General features: G+C 62.6%; 11 protein-coding genes and 1 tRNA gene. 9 read left to right on the top strand and 3 right to left on the bottom strand.

Annotation, left to right across the window (positions count from 1 at the left end; genetic code table 11):
• The first annotated feature begins 4 nt into the window (after window positions 1-4).
• Window positions 5-1,264 carry an exonuclease SbcCD subunit D gene (locus CRD15_RS07210; RefSeq protein ID WP_187402279.1) on the top strand — a complete coding sequence of 420 codons (1,260 nt, stop codon included), beginning with the start codon at window positions 5-7 and terminating at the stop codon, window positions 1,262-1,264.
• Between the two features lie 32 nt (window positions 1,265-1,296).
• Window positions 1,297-4,071, top strand: a complete 2,775-nt coding sequence (locus CRD15_RS07215) for an AAA family ATPase (protein ID WP_187402228.1) — start codon at window positions 1,297-1,299, stop codon at window positions 4,069-4,071.
• Window positions 4,072-4,095: 24 nt separating this feature from the next.
• Here the strand turns inward: CRD15_RS07215 and CRD15_RS07220 are convergent.
• Window positions 4,096-4,171, bottom strand: a tRNA-Arg gene (locus tag CRD15_RS07220).
• A 127-nt stretch (window positions 4,172-4,298) separates the two neighbouring features.
• On the opposite strand from CRD15_RS07220, the gene argS reads away from it, so the two are divergent.
• The 5 genes from argS (at window position 4,299) to thrB (ending at window position 11,057) form a co-directional block, all read left to right on the top strand.
• Complete coding sequence (argS, locus tag CRD15_RS07225; RefSeq protein WP_034978399.1) at window positions 4,299-5,969, top strand: arginine--tRNA ligase; 1,671 nt, start codon at window positions 4,299-4,301, stop codon at window positions 5,967-5,969.
• Between the two features lie 68 nt (window positions 5,970-6,037).
• Window positions 6,038-7,489: a diaminopimelate decarboxylase gene (lysA, locus tag CRD15_RS07230; protein WP_034973672.1), complete on the top strand. Its 1,452-nt coding sequence runs from the start codon at window positions 6,038-6,040 to the stop codon at window positions 7,487-7,489.
• Window positions 7,490-7,614: 125 nt separating this feature from the next.
• Window positions 7,615-8,940: a homoserine dehydrogenase gene (locus CRD15_RS07235; protein WP_187402229.1), complete on the top strand. Its 1,326-nt coding sequence runs from the start codon at window positions 7,615-7,617 to the stop codon at window positions 8,938-8,940.
• Between the two features lie 117 nt (window positions 8,941-9,057).
• Complete coding sequence (gene thrC / locus CRD15_RS07240) at window positions 9,058-10,131, top strand: threonine synthase (RefSeq protein ID WP_034970873.1); 1,074 nt, start codon at window positions 9,058-9,060, stop codon at window positions 10,129-10,131.
• Window positions 10,131-11,057 (top strand): homoserine kinase, encoded by a 927-nt coding sequence (gene thrB / locus CRD15_RS07245; protein ID WP_034992133.1) that lies wholly within the window; start codon window positions 10,131-10,133, stop codon window positions 11,055-11,057. Before thrC ends, thrB begins: the two co-directional genes overlap by 1 nt.
• Before the next feature lie 9 nt (window positions 11,058-11,066).
• Here thrB and CRD15_RS07250 read toward each other — a convergent pair whose 3' ends face one another.
• Both CRD15_RS07250 and CRD15_RS07255 read right to left on the bottom strand, forming a co-directional pair.
• Window positions 11,067-11,744 (bottom strand): DedA family protein, encoded by a 678-nt coding sequence (locus CRD15_RS07250; RefSeq protein WP_187402230.1) that lies wholly within the window; start codon window positions 11,742-11,744, stop codon window positions 11,067-11,069.
• A gap of 117 nt (window positions 11,745-11,861) precedes the next feature.
• The gene (locus CRD15_RS07255) at window positions 11,862-13,520 is read right to left on the bottom strand and encodes a long-chain fatty-acid--CoA ligase (RefSeq protein WP_187402231.1); all 1,659 of its coding nucleotides are present in this window, start codon (window positions 13,518-13,520) and stop codon (window positions 11,862-11,864) included.
• A gap of 289 nt (window positions 13,521-13,809) precedes the next feature.
• Between CRD15_RS07255 and rho the strand changes: the two genes are divergently transcribed.
• Both rho and prfA read left to right on the top strand, forming a co-directional pair.
• Complete coding sequence (rho, locus tag CRD15_RS07260; RefSeq protein WP_035008555.1) at window positions 13,810-15,504, top strand: transcription termination factor Rho; 1,695 nt, start codon at window positions 13,810-13,812, stop codon at window positions 15,502-15,504.
• 3 nt (window positions 15,505-15,507) lie between these two features.
• Window positions 15,508-16,584, top strand: coding sequence for a peptide chain release factor 1 (gene prfA / locus CRD15_RS07265; RefSeq protein WP_034970868.1), 1,077 nt, complete (start codon window positions 15,508-15,510; stop codon window positions 16,582-16,584).
• Window positions 16,585-16,601: the final 17 nt, after the last annotated feature.

Raw genomic sequence — 16,601 nt, forward strand, 5'->3', positions numbered from 1 at the left:
AGCAATGGCGGCAACGTCCGCGCATCGGGCGCGGATCCTGCACACGTCGGACTGGCAATTGGGGATGAAGCGCCACTTTTTGAGTGGGGAGGCGCAGTCGCGCTTCGACGAATCGCGGCTGACGGCGATCGAGGCGTTGCTGGAGCTCGCGGAGGAAAGGCAATGTGACGCCGTCGTGGTGGCCGGTGACGTTTTCGACGATAACCTGCTGAAACCAGAGATTTACGGGCGTGCGATGGACGTGCTGAAGGGCTCGACAGTGCCCGTATTTCTGCTACCTGGAAACCACGATCCGCTGGATGCGGCGAGTGTGTATCACCGGGAGGAGTTCGACAACCTGGCGAATGTCTTCGTGCTGAAGGATTCGGAGCCGGTGGCGGTGCCAAAGTCCGGTGGTGGTAGAGCAGAGGGTGCAGCTGCCCTGGAGATCGTCGGCGCCCCATTGCGTGGAAAAACCGCGGACGAGGACTTGGTTGCGGCCGCATTGAGTGGTCTCGAGCCGGTGCAGGGTGCTGGGATCCGCGTGCTGGTTGGGCATGGCGGGGTGAGCTCTTTCGGTGAGATCGACGATTTCGACCGCATCGACGTGGACAATGCTGCCCGGGCATGCCACGAGCGCAAGGTGGACTATGTGGCACTAGGGGATACGCACTCGACAATGCCGCTGGACGCAGACGCGACGCAGGCGCGGGTGTGGTACTCCGGGGCGCAGGAGGTCACGGACTTCGTTGAGCAGGACGGGCGGGGCGAGTCAAACTCCGGCAACGTCCTGGTGGTGGAGATTGCAGTGGATCCGGCGCGACCAGAAAAGCAAGCGCAGGTGCAGGTGGAAGAGGTGCCAGTTGGGCGCTGGGCGTTCAAGGCGCTCAACGCGACAGTGAACTCGACCGCCGATATCGACGAGTTCCTGGAGCGGCTGGGGGGAATTGAGTCGAAGCGCACCACCGTGGTGAAGTACGCGCTGGTGGGCACTTTGTCTGTCCACGATGCTGCGTACCTAGATGAGCAGTTGGAGAAGATCGCGCCGACCTTCGCGGCCCTGTATGAGCGCGAACGACTGATGGACGTGCACGTCATCCCCGACGAGGATGAGTTATCCGAAGGGCTACTGAGCCAGGGCTTCATCGGCGAGGCAGTGCAGGAACTCAAAAGCTTGGCCGAGTCCGACAGCCAAGACCCCCAGCAGATGCAGCAAGCGCAGCAGGCACAGGACGCTCTGCGCCTGTTGGTACGTCTGGCGCACCACGCGGAAAAGGGTAACTAGAAGGGTAACTAGGGGAGAGGAACGGCAAAGAAATGACAACTTCTAACGAGGCTTCGTCCAACATTCAGACCAAGGCCAGCTTTGTGCTGGAAAGCCTGGACGTCCGCAACTTCGCGGGCATCGAATCCGCACACTTCGCCCCCAGTGCAACGGGTGTGACCGTTATCCACGGCAGTAACGAGGCTGGAAAATCCAGCCTGATGAATGCCTTTGGACTGCTGCTTTCCGATTGGAAGGTCTCGACGAGCTCCAAAAAAGTCAGCACTTTCTTCCCCGTGGGTGGTGGTAGTAAGTCGAAGATCACCGCGCGACTGTGCCTGGGCGAGAACCTGGTGGAATACACCAAGGACTTCGAGGGCAAGAAGATGCAGCTGGATGTGCTGCGCCCCTCCGTGCGCAACTACACCGGCGACCAAGCAATGGAGAAGTTCAACGAGCTGCTAAACGAAAGCATCGATTCCGCGCTGCGAGAGGCTCTGTTCGTCAGCCAGGGGCAACGCCTGGATGCCCTCGATTTCACGGCCATCCCTTCCCTTTCCTCGGCCCTGCGCAGCGCTGGCGACGACGCTAGTGACGCCACAGCGGGGACGGGCGCCAGCATCAGCGAAGGTGACCAAGGCGCTGCTGAGCTTCTGGTCCACCTGATCGACGAGGAGGACAAGAAGCTACAGGATCGCCGAGCCAACCGAAATCCCAAAGGAGAGCTAGCCACGGCCGAGGCGGATCTAGCCAGCGCAAAGGAGGCGCTGGCCACGGCACGGAGTGACTACGACAATGCGCAGGAAGCGATTTACGCGATCGAATCCAAGCAGGCACAGCGCGCGGCGGCGGAGGCCGACCTGCCGGAGGCCCAGAAAGAATACGACGAATATGCCAAGCGACTGGAGGCTGCGAAGAAGGTAGCGGAGACTCTCCGCACTTTGGAAAACGAGCTGGAGCTCAAGGACAGCCAGGTCGGGCGGTGGAAGGAGGCCACCGAAGCCCGGGATAGTCAGAAGTCCGCGCTGGGGAAGCTAGAACAGTCGCTCAAGGATGCGAGGGAGGCGCTACGTGGCGTCCAGAAACAAGCAGATGAACAACAGGCCGAGCGCGACGAGGCGAAAAAGGCCTTCGATAGTGCTCACGCTGCGTATGTGTTGGCCGATAAGCGGGCGAAGCTGGCCGCGGCGCTGAAGAGTGCGGAGGAAGTTCAGGAGCGCCTGGATGGCTTGACGGAGGAGCGCGACAGTGCGGTAAAGCTGGACTCGCAGGTCGCGGAGCTGGCGCAGAAAGTGGCTCGCGACCCGGCTACCCCCAAGGCGGAGCAGAAGATCCGCGAGGCGATGACGGACCTGGAAGCGCAGATAAAGATCCGCGATGCGGGCGCGACCTCCGTGCACATCACTGGGCCGACAGGTGGCACGGTCGTTGATGATGGTGCCGAGACCACCCTGGAGGAAGGTGGCCTGGATAAGAAGATCACCGCCGAATGGACCGTCGGTCTGGGTGAATACCAGGTGCGGGTGACCCCGGCGCAAGATTCCAGCAACCTCGACCTGAACGTCGCCGAGGCTCTGCAGAAAGTCAACGCGGAGCTGTCGGCGGTTGGGCGCGAGCACATCGGACTAGAGGACTCCCGTGCGGAGGTCCTCGAGGAGCTTGGGCAGGCAGTACGGGCGCGCAACGAGGAAGAGGAAAACCTGCGCGACCTGCGCGCGAACCTCAAGGCAACCCTCGGCAAGCGCACCCTGTCCGATTTGACCGGCCAGGTCGGCAGCCTCACCGCCGAAGTTGAAAGGCTGCAGGAGCGTTGTGATGTGCTGCGTAGTGACGCCAACGTGGGGGCCGACGAGAATGTCGACGAAGCGGCAGCGGTCACAGCCCTGGAATCGGCCACCCTTGCCCGTGATGAGGCCAACGAACGGCTGCTTTCCCTGCAGAGCAGCGATGCGATCGAGCGGAAAATCCAGCACGAAGCCAAGGTGGAAAACCTGCAGCAGCAACTGGAGGTGGTGACGAAGGACCTGAACACGGCCCGCGAACGCTGCTCCGACGAAGATTTGAAGGCGAAGCACATGCAAGCCACCCAGGCTGTGGCTGCGGCCCGCGAGAAGCTGGAGTCGAAGCGCCTGGAGGTCGGCGAACTAGGCGACGTGGCGGACGTGCAGGCGAGCCTCGACGGTGCCCAGAGCCGCGTGAACATGCTGAACCAGCAGATGCAGGAGTGCCGCGTGGACATTGCCGCCCTGAATGCGAAGCTGGGGCAGGCCCGCGGTTCCGCAGAAGCGAAAGAACAGGCAGAAGCGGAAGTAAAGCGCCTCGGGGGAGTAGTTGCCAGGTTGCGTAGGCAGGCGGATGCGGCGGAGTTACTGCATCGGGTGGTTCAGGCATCGCGGAAGCGGATGCAGGAAAAGTACTCCGAGCCCTACCGCAAGGCTTTGAACAAGCTCTCCGGGATGGTCTTTGGCAGTGACGTTGATTTGGATGTGGATGAGAAGTTCCAGGTTTCGAGCCGCGCTATCGGCAACGTGCGCTTGGACAAGGAACAGCTCTCCGGTGGCGCGCAGGAGCAGGTGGAGATCCTGCAGTTGCTCGCTATTGCTCGCTTGGTGGGTCACGACGGCAACGGTGTGCCGATCTTCCTGGATGACGTGTTGGGCTTCAGCGACACTGACCGTGCTAAGAGCATGAACAAGGTGCTTGGCGCCCTGGGAAAGGACAATCAGATCATCGTTTTGACCTGCGACAAGGATCGATTCTCCCGGATTCCGGGCGTGGAGTTCCAAAGCATTGACAGCGTAAAGAAAGCCGGAGCTTCGCAGCCGTGACGGTGGTGAGCGTCAGTAAAAAAATGGTGCCCTCGGCGAGATTCGAACTCACGACCCCTGGTACCGGAAACCAGTGCTCTATCCCCTGAGCTACGAAGGCGCGTATCGGCGGTTCACTTCACGTTCACGTCAATACGGGTTGAAAGTCTAGCACTGCACCGGGGCGGTAGTTTAATCACCTCCGCCACTGCGTGAGTCGTCCAGCCTCACTGCTAGTGTTTAATGCTGTGACTCCTGCTGAATTGTCTGAACTGATTACCGAAACTGCCCGCACGACCCTGGATGCCCACGGTCTGGATTCCTCCGTGGTGCCGGAAAGCGCCACCGTGGAGCGCCCGCGCAACCCGGAGCACGGCGACTACGCAACGAACATCGCCATGCAGGTGGCCAAGAAGGCCGGCACGAACCCCCGCGAGTTCGGCACCTGGCTAGCGGAATCCCTCGGCGCCCACGAGGGCATCGACGAGGCCACCGTTGCCGGCCCGGGCTTCATTAATATTCGCCTGGCCGCCGCCGCCCAGGGCAAGATCGTTGAGGAGATCCTTGCCGCCGGTGCAGACTTTGGCCACGGCGACGAGTTCGCAGGCACAGCCATCAACCTGGAGTTCGTCTCCGCCAACCCGACCGGCCCGATCCACCTGGGTGGTACCCGCTGGGCAGCGGTCGGCGACTCCTTGGGACGCGTCCTCACTGCCCGCGGGGCGAAGGTAACCCGCGAGTACTACTTCAACGACCACGGTGCGCAGATCGACCGCTTCGCCCGCTCCCTGCTGGCTGCCGCGAAGGGCGAGCCCACCCCGGAGGATGGCTACGGCGGCGACTACATCCAGGACATCGCCTCCCAGATCGTGGAGGCAAACCCTGACTGGCAGCAGCTCGGGGAGGACGAGGCGCAGGAGCTGTTCCGCTCCCAGGGTGTGGAGCTCATGTTCGCTCACATTAAGCGCACCCTCGCGGAGTTCGGCACGGAGTTCGACGTGTACTTCCACGAAAATTCCCTGTTCGAATCCGGCGCGGTTGAGGCTGCGATCCAGAAGATCAAGGACAACGGCAATCTGTACGAGGCCGACGGTGCCTGGTGGCTGCGCTCCACCAACTTCGGCGACGACAAAGACCGCGTGGTCATCAAGTCCGACGGCAACGCGGCCTACATCGCCGGCGACATCGCCTACGTGGCCGACAAGTTCGACCGTGGCCACAACCTGTGTATCTACATGCTGGGTGCGGATCACCACGGCTACATTGCTCGCCTGCGTGCGGCGGCAGCCGCTATGGGCTATGACCCGGAGCAGGTGGAGGTTCTCATCGGCCAGCTGGTGAACCTAGTCAAGGACGGTAAGGCTGTGCGCATGTCGAAGCGCGCCGGCACCGTCATCACTCTGGACGACCTGGTGGAGGCCATCGGCGTGGACGCTGCCCGCTACGCCATGATCCGCAGCTCCGTGGATTCCTCCCTGGATATCGACATGGATCTCTGGGCCTCCCAGTCCAACGACAACCCGGTCTTCTACGTCCAGTACGCGCACGCTCGCCTGAGTTCCCTGGGGCGCAAGGCCGCTGACCTTGGCGTCACTCGTGAGGGTGCCGATCTATCCCTGCTGACTCACGACCGCGAAGGCGACCTGATCCGCACCCTCGGCGAGTTCCCGGCCGTGGTGAAGACCGCGGCTGAGCTGCGCGAACCTCACCGCGTTGCCCGCTACGCCGAGTCTCTGGCCGGCACCTTCCACCGTTTCTACGACGCCTGCCAGGTCCTGCCGAAGCCCAGTGACGACGAGCAGACTGTGGCGGAGAGCAAGGCTCTCTTCGCCGCCCGCCTGTCCCTGGCCGCCGCCGCCCGCCAGACCCTGGCCAACGCGCTGGAGCTGTTGGGCGTGACCGCCCCGGAGCGTATGTAGTTGTCGCTTTTTTGGGGACGCCCACACGTTCCCGCCCCCTGCACACCACACTCACCTAGGAGGTTCCCTTGGATCCGGAGACTCACCTGAACTCCACACCCTTGCGCCGTCGCACGGCTAACACCGCGGAGTTCAATGCGATCCCCGCGCATGTCTACCCGCAGACCCTTCGCCGTGAGACAGCAGGGGAGCACCGGGGTGAGGTCACCATCGCTGGCGTGCCGCTGACCGAGATCGCCGAGACCTTCGGCACTCCCGCCTTCGTGATGGACGAGGAGGACTTCCGCACCCGTTGTCGTCGCCTGGCCAAGGCCTTCGGCGGTGGGCACTTTGTGCACTACGCCTCCAAGGCTTTTCTGTCGAAGACGGTTGCCCGCTGGGTGATGGATGAGGGTCTGTCCCTGGATGTTGCGTCCCTCGGCGAGCTGCAGGTCGCTTTGGCCGCGGGATTCCCGGCCGAGCGCATCACCGTCCATGGAAATAACAAGTCCCCGGAGTTCCTCCGTCTGGCGGTTTCCGAGGGTGCGGAGCTGATCGTCGTCGACTCGCTGCAGGAAATCGAGGCGCTCTCCACCGTTGCTGGCGAGCTCGGCAAGACCCAGGATGTGCTGGTGCGCGTGACCCCCGGTGTGCACGTTGATACCCACGAGTTCATCGCCACCAGCCACGAGGACCAAAAGTTCGGCTTCTCTCTGGCCTCCGGTGCAGCTCACCATGCGGCCATGGCATGCCACACCGCCGACGGCGTGCGTCTGCGCGGCCTGCACTGCCACGTCGGCTCCCAGGTGTTCGAGGCCGCCGGCTTCGCCCTGGCCGCCGAGCGCCTGCTGGGCCTGTGGAAGCAGCTGCTGGACTCCATCGCGACGCTCACGGACGAGCACGCTGTTGACCCGTCTCAAGGTGTTGGTTCGGACGCCCCCACGTTGCTGGATACCCTCGATCTCGGTGGTGGGTACGGTATCGCCTACATGCCGGATCAGGAGGCTCTGGACGTGGAAGAGGTGGCGTCCGAACTAAAAAGCAAGGTGCGCAAGGCAGCAGAGTCGGCCGGCGTTCCCGAGCCGACGCTCAACGTCGAGCCGGGCCGCGCGATCGCCGGTCCGTCGATGATCACGCTGTACCGTGTCGGCACGGTGAAGGACGTCGAGGTTGCCGATGGCATTTCCCGCCGATACATTTCCGTCGACGGTGGCATGAGCGACAACATTCGACCCGCCCTCTACCAGGCGGAATACGACTGCCGCGTGGCTAACCGCGAGGTAGCTGGTGAGCTGCTGCCGACCCGCATCGTGGGCTCGCACTGTGAGTCGGGCGACGTGCTGGTGAACGACGCGCTCGTGCCAGAGGATGTGCGCCCCGGCGACCTGCTGATGATCGGTGCGACGGGCGCCTACTGCTATGCGATGGCCTCCCGTTACAACATGATGACCCGACCCCCGGTGGTGCGCGTAGCGGATGGCGAAGCGCGGTTGATGATTCGCCGCGAAACCATTGACGACGTGTTGGCTTTGGAGGAGTAACCTCCCCGCTAAAGGGCTAAAACAGGGGTAATGGACAGCTTTGTCTAGTCGCGGGGTAGATTGGTGCGATAACCTAAGAAAACGATATCGACAATCCTCTCATCGAGACCCCACAAAGGAGCGACATGACCGAGCAGAAATTTAAGCCAGGCAAGGGAATTGGCCAGACCGTTGGTGTGGCTCTGCTGGGCATGGGTACCGTCGGCGCGGAGGTTCTGCGTCTGCTGGAGGAGCGCAGCGAGGAATTCGCCGCCCGCATCGGTGGCCCGCTGGAGGTTCGAGGAATCGCCGTCAGCAACCTATCCAAGCCCCGCCCGGGCGTGGATCAGGAAAAGCTGACGGATGATGCGCTTTCCCTGGTGAGGCGCGATGACATCGATCTGGTGATCGAGGTTATCGGTGGCATCGACTACCCGCGCGAGGTCGTCCTGGCTGCTTTGCGCTCCGGCAAGTCCGTGGTTACCGCTAACAAGGCACTCATCGCCGCCCACGCTGACGAGTTGTCTGCTGCTGCCGACGAGTCCGGTGTGGACCTGTTCTTCGAGGCCGCCGTCGCAGCAGCCATCCCGGTGGTCGGCCCGCTGCGCCGCTCCCTGGCTGGCGACAAGGTCAACCAGGTGATGGGCATCGTCAACGGCACCACCAACTTCATCCTCGACGCAATGTATAGCCGAGGCGCCAGCTACGACGAGATGCTGGCAGAGGCCACCGAGCTGGGCTACGCCGAGGCCGACCCATCCGCCGACGTCGACGGCTTCGACGCCGCCAGCAAGGCCGCCATCCTGGCTTCCCTGGCTTTCCACACTCGCGTCTCCGGCGAGGACGTGCACACCGAGGGCATCCGCGACATCACTGTCGCCGACATCGAGGCAGCCAAGGCCGCAAACTCCACCATCAAGTTGCTGGCCATCTGTGAGCGCCTGGTCGATGAGCAGGGTAAGGAGTCCGTCTCCGCCCGCGTGTACCCCGCCTTGATCCCTGTTTCGCACCCGCTGTCCAGCGTGTCCGAGTCCTATAACGCAGTCTTCGTCGAGGCCGAGTCCGCCGGTCGCCTGATGTTCTACGGCAACGGTGCCGGTGGCGGCCCGACGGCCTCCGCCGTGCTGGGCGACGTGGTAGCTGTGGCTCGCAACATCGTCCTGGGTGGCCGTGGCCCAGGGGAGTCCACCTACGCTTCTCTGCCTATCGCCAGCTTCGGGGAGATCCGCACTCGCTACCACGTTGACATGCAGGTGGATGACCGCCTGGGCGTGCTGGCCGAGGTTGCGTCCGTGTTCTCTGAGCAGGGTGTTTCGTTGAAGACGGTGCGTCAAGAAGGGTTGAACGACGGTGCCCGCCTGGTCGTGATCACCCACAGTGCGAAGGAACAAGACCTGGAGGAGACGGTAGAGAAGCTCAAGCAGCTCGACGCTGTGAAGCGCATCGACTCCGTCATCCGCATGGAAGGCTAACCCCGGTAGTCGGCTAACTGCGGGCTAAAAACTGAAGGCGCGTTTAAGCGTGCCGGGGAAGCACTACAATAGTGCTTCTACAAAGAACCAACGACTGGGAAGAAACGACAGGGAATAATGACTAACAAGGTTCTGAACCATTGGACCGGCCTGATCAACATGTACCGCGAGCGGATGCCTTTCGCGAAGGACTGGGAGCCGGTGACTCTTAACGAGGGCGGCACCCCGCTGCTGCGTGCGAACCACCTGTCGGAGCTCACCGGCTGCGATGTTTACCTGAAGATCGAGGGCGCCAACCCCACCGGTTCCTTCAAGGACCGTGGCATGACCGTTGCTGTGACCGACGCGTACCACAAGGGCCAGAAGGTTCTGATGTGCGCGTCGACCGGTAACACCTCCGCCTCCGCGGCTGCCTATGCTGCCCGCGCTGGTCTGAAGTCCGCCGTCCTGATCCCGGAGGGCAAGATCGCCCAGGGCAAGCTCGCGCAGGCCGTCATGCACGGCGCGCAGATCATTCAGATCCGCGGCAACTTCGATGACTGCCTCGAGCTGGTGCGCAAGACCACCACCGAGTTCCCGGAAATTGCCCTGGTCAACTCCGTGAACCCGATGCGCATTGAGGGACAAAAGACCGCCGCGTTCGAGATTGTGGATTGTCTTGGTGACGCCCCCGATGTTCACTTCCTGCCAGTCGGCAACGCGGGCAACATCACGGCATATTGGAAGGGCTACTCCGAGTATGCCGAAGATGGCGTGTCCACCCACCGCCCAGTCATGAAGGGCGTGCAGGCTGCCGGAGCCGCTCCGCTGGTGAAGGGGGAGCCGGTCCTGGATCCCGAGACGATCGCCACCGCGATCCGCATCGGTAACCCGGCTTCCTGGCAGCAGGCCGTTGCCGCAAAGGAGGAATCTGGTGGCGACTTCCGTGCTCAGACCGACGAACAAATCCTGGAGGCTTACCGCCTGATCGCAGGTCGTGAAGGCATCTTCGTCGAGCCGGCCTCTGCCTCCTCCGTCGCGGGCCTGCTGGATGCGCACGCCAACGGTGAGCTTTCCGCCGGGCAGCGCATCGTCTGCACCGTCACCGGCCACGGCCTGAAGGATCCGACGACCGCCCTGTCGCAGATGCCGGATCCCACCGTCACCGACGTAGATCCGCACGCCGTTGCAGACGCGTTGGGGCTGAACTAATGGGCGTCGAAATACCTGTTGGGCGCAAGGCGACCGTCAAGGTACCGGCTTCGACCGCGAACCTTGGGCCGGGTTTCGACACCCTAGGGTTGGCGCTGGGTTTGTATGACTACGTGACCGCCGAGGTCATTGATTCGGGCCTGGTTGTCGAGGTTACGGGCGAGGGCGAAGGCGAAGTGCCGCTGGATGAGCGCCACCTGGTTGTTCGGGCACTGCGCACGACGCTGAAGGAAGCCGACGTGACGGTTCCGGGGCTGCGCGTGAGCTGCACGAACTCCATCCCGCAGTCCCGTGGCCTGGGGTCTTCCGCAGCAGCCGCGACGGCGGGTGTGGCCGCGGGCAATGGCCTGGCAGGGTTCACGCTGGATGATCAGGCACAAGTGCAGATCGCCTCGACTTTCGAAGGTCACCCAGACAACGCCGGTGCGTCCGTGCTGGGTTCGGGCGTGGTTTCTTGGACCAACGTCCCGATCGACGGAGTGTCCGCGCCGGACTACTTTGCCCGGCGCATCGACGTTCACCCGGACATCAAGGCCACCGCGTTTATCCCGGATTTCCACGCGTCGACGGAGGCAATTCGCCGCGTCCTGCCATCCGACATCAGCCACCTGGATGCCCGTTTCAACGTCTCCCGCACGGCAGTGATGACTGTCGCGCTGCGGGATGACCCGGAGCTGCTGTGGGAGGGCACCCGCGACCGCATGCACCAGACCTATCGTGCGGAGGTCCTACCGGTTACCGCGGAGTGGGTTAACCGCCTGCGAAACTTGGGTTACCCTGCGTTCCTGTCGGGTGCGGGACCGACCATCATGGTGCTTAGCACCAACCCGGTGGAAGAGTCGTTGATCGAGGAAGCCCGTGGGCGCGGGATGAAGGTTCTGGAGTTGGGGATCGCCGGGCCTGTAGAGGTGGATGTCACCGGATAAGACCGGAAACTAATCCTGGGCGCTAGCCGGAGCGGGATTCTTCTTCTGGCTCCGGCTTTTCTGTATCACTCCGAATAGCATCGGGACGACGGAGAAGGCGACGAGACCGAGGAAGATGGCCTCGATATTGTTGCGCACGAACTCTACACCGCCGAGCAGCGATCCCAGGTAGACGATGCCGCTGGCCCATAGCACGCCACCGATGACGTTAAAGACAATGAACGTGCGGTAGCGCATGCCGGACATTCCAGCTACTAGCGGGGCATAGGTGCGCACAAAGGGTACGAAACGGCACAGGATGATTGTGATCGAACCGTACTTCGCGAAGAACTCCTCGGATCGGTGCAGGTGCTCTTGCTTGAAGAATCGACCGTCCTTTCGGTTGCGTAGCGCGGGGTGGAAACGATGGCCAATCCAGTAGCCCACCTGGTCACCCAGGATCGCCGCGATCGGGGTGATCAGCAGCACCTGCCACAGCGGTGCGAAGCCATCTGGTTGGCTGGCCAGCAAACCTGCTGTGAAGAGCATGGAATCGCCGGGCAGGAAAGGGAAGAATAGTCCGGATTCGATGAAGATTATCGCAAAAATGGCGGGCAGGATCGCCGCTCCGAAGGGGCCAGAACCCGAAAGCAGATAAATTGGGTCGAACCATTGTGGCCCGAGGGCCAGCACAGTTACGTCGGTCATGCAGGAAAACGCTACTCTACTTTGCCCGGTAGTAGTTAGAGCGGCACCTGTTAAAAGCTAGTGATTTTACCCTCAACCAGCCTGGAGTAACTCTTGCACGCACTCTAGGCGCGCATCCTAGACCGTGATGATCTCGAACTTCCCCTCGCGGAAGTGCTGGCGCAGGTCCTTCTTGTCGAACTTATCCACGCTGGTCTTGTCGATATGATCCACGAAGGTCCAGTTCTCCGGCACCATCCAACCGGGCACGCGCTCGCGTAGCTCGTCGGCCAGCTTCCGTGCAGTTTCCGCGGTCCATGCGGTTCCTTCGGCCACAACTACCACTGCCAGTGGGCGTTGCCCCCATTTTTCTGATGGGATGCCTATCACGGCGGCTTCGATGACGGCTGCTGGTTCCAACAAGTAGTTTTCCAGCGCCGCGGAATAAATCCATTCCCCGCCGGAGCGGATGATATCGGACTTGCGGTCGTGAATCGTTAGGTAGCCATCCTTGTTGACGGTCGCGATGTCGCCGGTGCGCAGCCACCCGTCGGGGGTGAAGCGCGAGGCGTCGTCTTCAAAATAGGAGCCTGTCACAGTGTTGCCGCGGACTTGGAGCTCGCCCTCGTTGCGGTCATTGGTATCCAACACATTGTCGTTGTCGTCGACGATGCGATAGCGCATGCCGGCGTGGAAGCGCCCCTGGCTTTCGCGGTACTTCGCACGCGCCGCGCCAGCCACGCCTGCAGGCGGATGGGCAACTGTTCCGACCGGCCCGGTTTCTGTCATTCCCCAGGCGTGGATGATATCCACGCCGAAGCGTTCCTCCCAGGCGTCGATCATGGCGGGGGAGACCTGGGAGCCGCCGACGTAGATTTCCTGCAAGCTCATCTTTTTTGGATGCTGCTTGGCATAGTGCACCAGCAGTCCAGTCCACACGGCGGGTGAACCGTGCGCCTGGCGTGGCATGGCATCGGCAATCACGTGGGCAAGGTGTTCTGGCTCGGCGCTGTGCCCGGTGAACACGATGGGCGCGCCGGCCATAAAAGCCGCCAGCGGCACGCCCCAGCTCAGTACGTGATAGATGGGCACGCAGCATAAGAAGCTGGTGCCGTTGCGGATGCTGAAGCTATCGGCGGCGCGGAGCTGCATGGAGTGCAGCCACAGCGCGCGGTGCGAGTAGACCACGCCCTTCGGCGGACCTTCGGTCCCGGTGGAAAAGCAGATTGCTGCCGGGGCGGTCTCCTCCAGATCCGGCCAGTCGAAGTCGGCGCTGCGTCCGTCCAGGCAGGTTTCCAGGTTGAATACGCGCAAGTTCTCCAGGTGTTCGTCCACCAGCTTCTGCACTGCGTCCGTATGTTCCTGGGCGGCGCCGATCACCAGCACCGCCTCGACACACGGGCAGTCGGCGAGCAGCGGGATGATCTGTTCGCCACATGTCGCGTCGATAACCAGGACCTTGGGTGCTGCCTTGTTGATGATGTGGGTGATCTGCTTGCCCATCAGGTGCCGGTTGATGGGGTTAAATACCGCGCCCATCGAAGCTACGGCGAGCATCACTTCCAGATGTTCTGTGCAGTTCGGCAGCACGGTGCCTACTCGGTCGCCGCGACCAATGCCAAACTCGTCTGTGAACATGTTGGCCATGGCCCCGGCCCGGATACCGATGTGCAGGAAGCTGGTCTGCTCTGCTGTTTCGTCAAAATACGTGGTCACGGTCGTATTTCGGTGAACGCTGGCGCCGTATTCCAGGATCCTTGCTACGGAAAGTGGGATCTCCTGCATCGTCGACTTCATGGTTTTCAGCCTAGCCGTTAGGTAATGGTCGCGCGTGTGGTGCTATGGTTAGCTACGGAAGCCGGTTGCGAGGCTCGTTTTTCCTTTCTTTTCTTTCTTTACGACGCCACCCCGCGCTACACCCGCCACCAGTCGCATCGTGGGACTTTAAGGTGGCAATCTTTCTGGAAGATTCCCGCAATCTTTGGGTTAATTTAAAAACTGTTGTCGAATACGCATGTCTGGCCGATCCTGGGGCTTCGCAGGCTCTTGAAGGGTCATTAAAGGCACAAGACGTGAAAGGACTTTTGTGAGCCTGTCCGATATTTTGGCTCGTGGCCAAGCCAATGGCCTCGCCTCGTTGAAATTGCCGGAGCTGCGCCAGATCGCAGCAGCGCAGGGGCTGAAAGGCACCTCCGGTCTACGCAAGGGTGATCTGATCGCCGCTATCGAATCTGCCGGTACCGGTGGGGGCGGGGGAGCCGCCCCCAAGTCGCGACCGGAAAAGGCACCTGCTTCGCAGGAGGCGCCGGTAGCTGGGGCGCGGGAGGGGCGTCCAGAAGAAAGCGACCGCGAGCGAGGCAACGACCGCGCCGATAACGAGCGCGGTGACAACAACCGCGGTGACAGCAACCGCGGTGAGGATAGCCGCGGTGACAACGAGCGCGGTGACAACGAGCGCGGTGACGACAACCGCGGCAACCGCCGTAATCGTCGCAACCGCCGAAACCGCCGTAACCGTGGGCGCGATAACAACCGCGACAACCGCAATAACAATGGCGGCGACAACAACGGGGATAACCGGGACAACCGGGAAAACCAGAACCAGAAGCCGGAGGAACTGACTCCGGTCGCAGGAATCCTCGACTTCGCCGACGCGAACACCGCCTTCATTCGCACCACCGGATACCACGCTGGCCCGACCGACGTGTACGTGCCGATCAACACGGTGCGCAAGTACGGCATGCGCCACGGTGACGCGATTACCGGCACCATCCGCCCGAAGAACAACAACAATAACGGCGGTGGCCGCGGGCGTAACCGCCAGAAGTACACGCCGATTCACCAGGTAGAGACCGTGAACGGGCTGACCCCGGAGCAGGCGGCGGCGCGACCTCACTTTGCCAAGCTCACCCCGCTGTACCCGAACCAGCGCCTGCGCCTGGAAACCGACCCGAAGACGCTGACCACGCGCGTCATCGACCTCATTATGCCGATCGGTAAGGGTCAGCGCGCGCTGATCGTCTCCCCGCCGAAGGCCGGTAAGACGACGATCCTGCAGGACATCGCCAACGCGATTACCACGAACAACCCCGAGTGCTACCTCATGGTTGTGCTGGTCGACGAGCGTCCGGAAGAAGTGACGGACATGCAGCGCTCCGTCAAGGGCGAGGTCATCGCCTCCACGTTCGACCGCCCGCCGGGGGAGCACACCAACGTCGCCGAGCTGGCCGTCGAGCGAGCAAAGCGCCTGGTGGAGCAGGGCAAGGATGTTGTTCTGCTGCTGGATTCCATTACCCGTCTGGGCCGTGCGTACAACAACTCCTCGCCGGCCTCCGGCCGCATCCTGTCCGGTGGTGTGGATTCCAACGCGCTGTACCCGCCGAAGCGCTTCCTGGGCGCCGCCCGCAACATCGAAAACGGCGGTTCGCTGACGATCATCGCCACCGCGATGGTGGAAACCGGCTCCGCTGGCGACACGGTGATCTTCGAGGAATTCAAGGGCACCGGCAACGCGGAGCTGAAGCTGGACCGCAAGATCGCCGAGCGTCGCGTGTTCCCGGCCGTGGACGTCAACCCGTCCGGTACCCGCAAGGACGAGCTGCTGCTCAGCCCGGAGGAGGCGCGGATCATGCACAAGCTCCGCCGCATCCTGTCCGCCCTAGATCCGCAGGCCGCCATCGACCTGCTAATCAAGCAGCTGCGTAAGAACAAGACCAACCGGGAGTTCATGCTGCAGGTTGCCAGCTCCGCGCCTTTGGCGGGCGAGGACGAGGAGGATTAAACCATGAGTCAATCACCATCAGTCATCGACGATATTCTGGCCGAATACCAGGGCCTGGAGATGCAGCTGGGCGACCCGGAACTGCACAACGACCCGGCCGCCGCCCGCAAGGTCGGAAAGCGTTTCTCCGAGCTGCAGCCGATCATCCAGACCCACGAGAAGCTGCAGCAGGCCCGTGAAGACCACGAGGCTGCGGCGGAGATGGCGTCTGAGGACAAGGAATTCGCCGAGGAAGCCAAGCGCCTGGAGCAGGAGATCAGCGAGCTGGAGGAGCAGCTGACCGACCTGCTGGCCCCGCGCGATCCGCACGACGGCGATGACATCGTCATGGAGATTAAGTCCGGTGCAGGCGGCGAGGAGGCCGCTCTGTTCGCCGGCGAGCTGGCGCGTATGTACCAGCGCTACGCAGAACGCCACGGCTTTAGCACCGAGATCCTGGGGCTGAACGAAACCGACCTGGGCGGCGTGAAGGACATGACCTTGTCTATTCGCTCCAAGCAGCCGTCCCGCGACGGTGCCTGGTCGGAGTTCAAGTTCGAGGGTGGAGTGCACCGCGTGCAGCGCATCCCCGTCACTGAGTCGCAGGGCCGTATTCAGACCTCCGCCGCGGGCGTGCTGGTCTACCCGGAGCCCGACGAGGTCGAGGACGTGCAGATCGACGACAAGGACATCCGCGTGGACGTTTACCGTTCCTCCGGTAAGGGTGGCCAGGGCGTGAACACCACGGACTCCGCCGTGCGCATCACGCACCTGCCGACCAACATCGTGGTGACCTGTCAGAAGGAGCGATCCCAGATCCAGAACCGCGCCCGCGCGATGCAGGTTCTGGCCGCGCGCCTGCAGCAGTTGAAGGAAGAAGAGGCCGAGGCTGAGGCAGCCGAGGGACGCGCAGCGCAGATCCGCACCATGGATCGTTCCGAGCGCATCCGCACCTACAACTTCCCGGAGTCTCGCGTTTCTGATCACCGCATTGGCTACAAGGCCAACAACCTGGACGCCGTCCTCGGCGGCGACCTGGAGGCTCTGTTCGCCGCGCTGAAGGAAGCCGACCGCGCTCGTCGCCTCGAGGCAGAAGGCTAGCTTCCGCTGCTCGGGGC

Source organism: Corynebacterium sp. LK28, assembly GCF_014335105.1.
Taxonomy (GTDB): domain Bacteria; phylum Actinomycetota; class Actinomycetes; order Mycobacteriales; family Mycobacteriaceae; genus Corynebacterium; species Corynebacterium macclintockiae.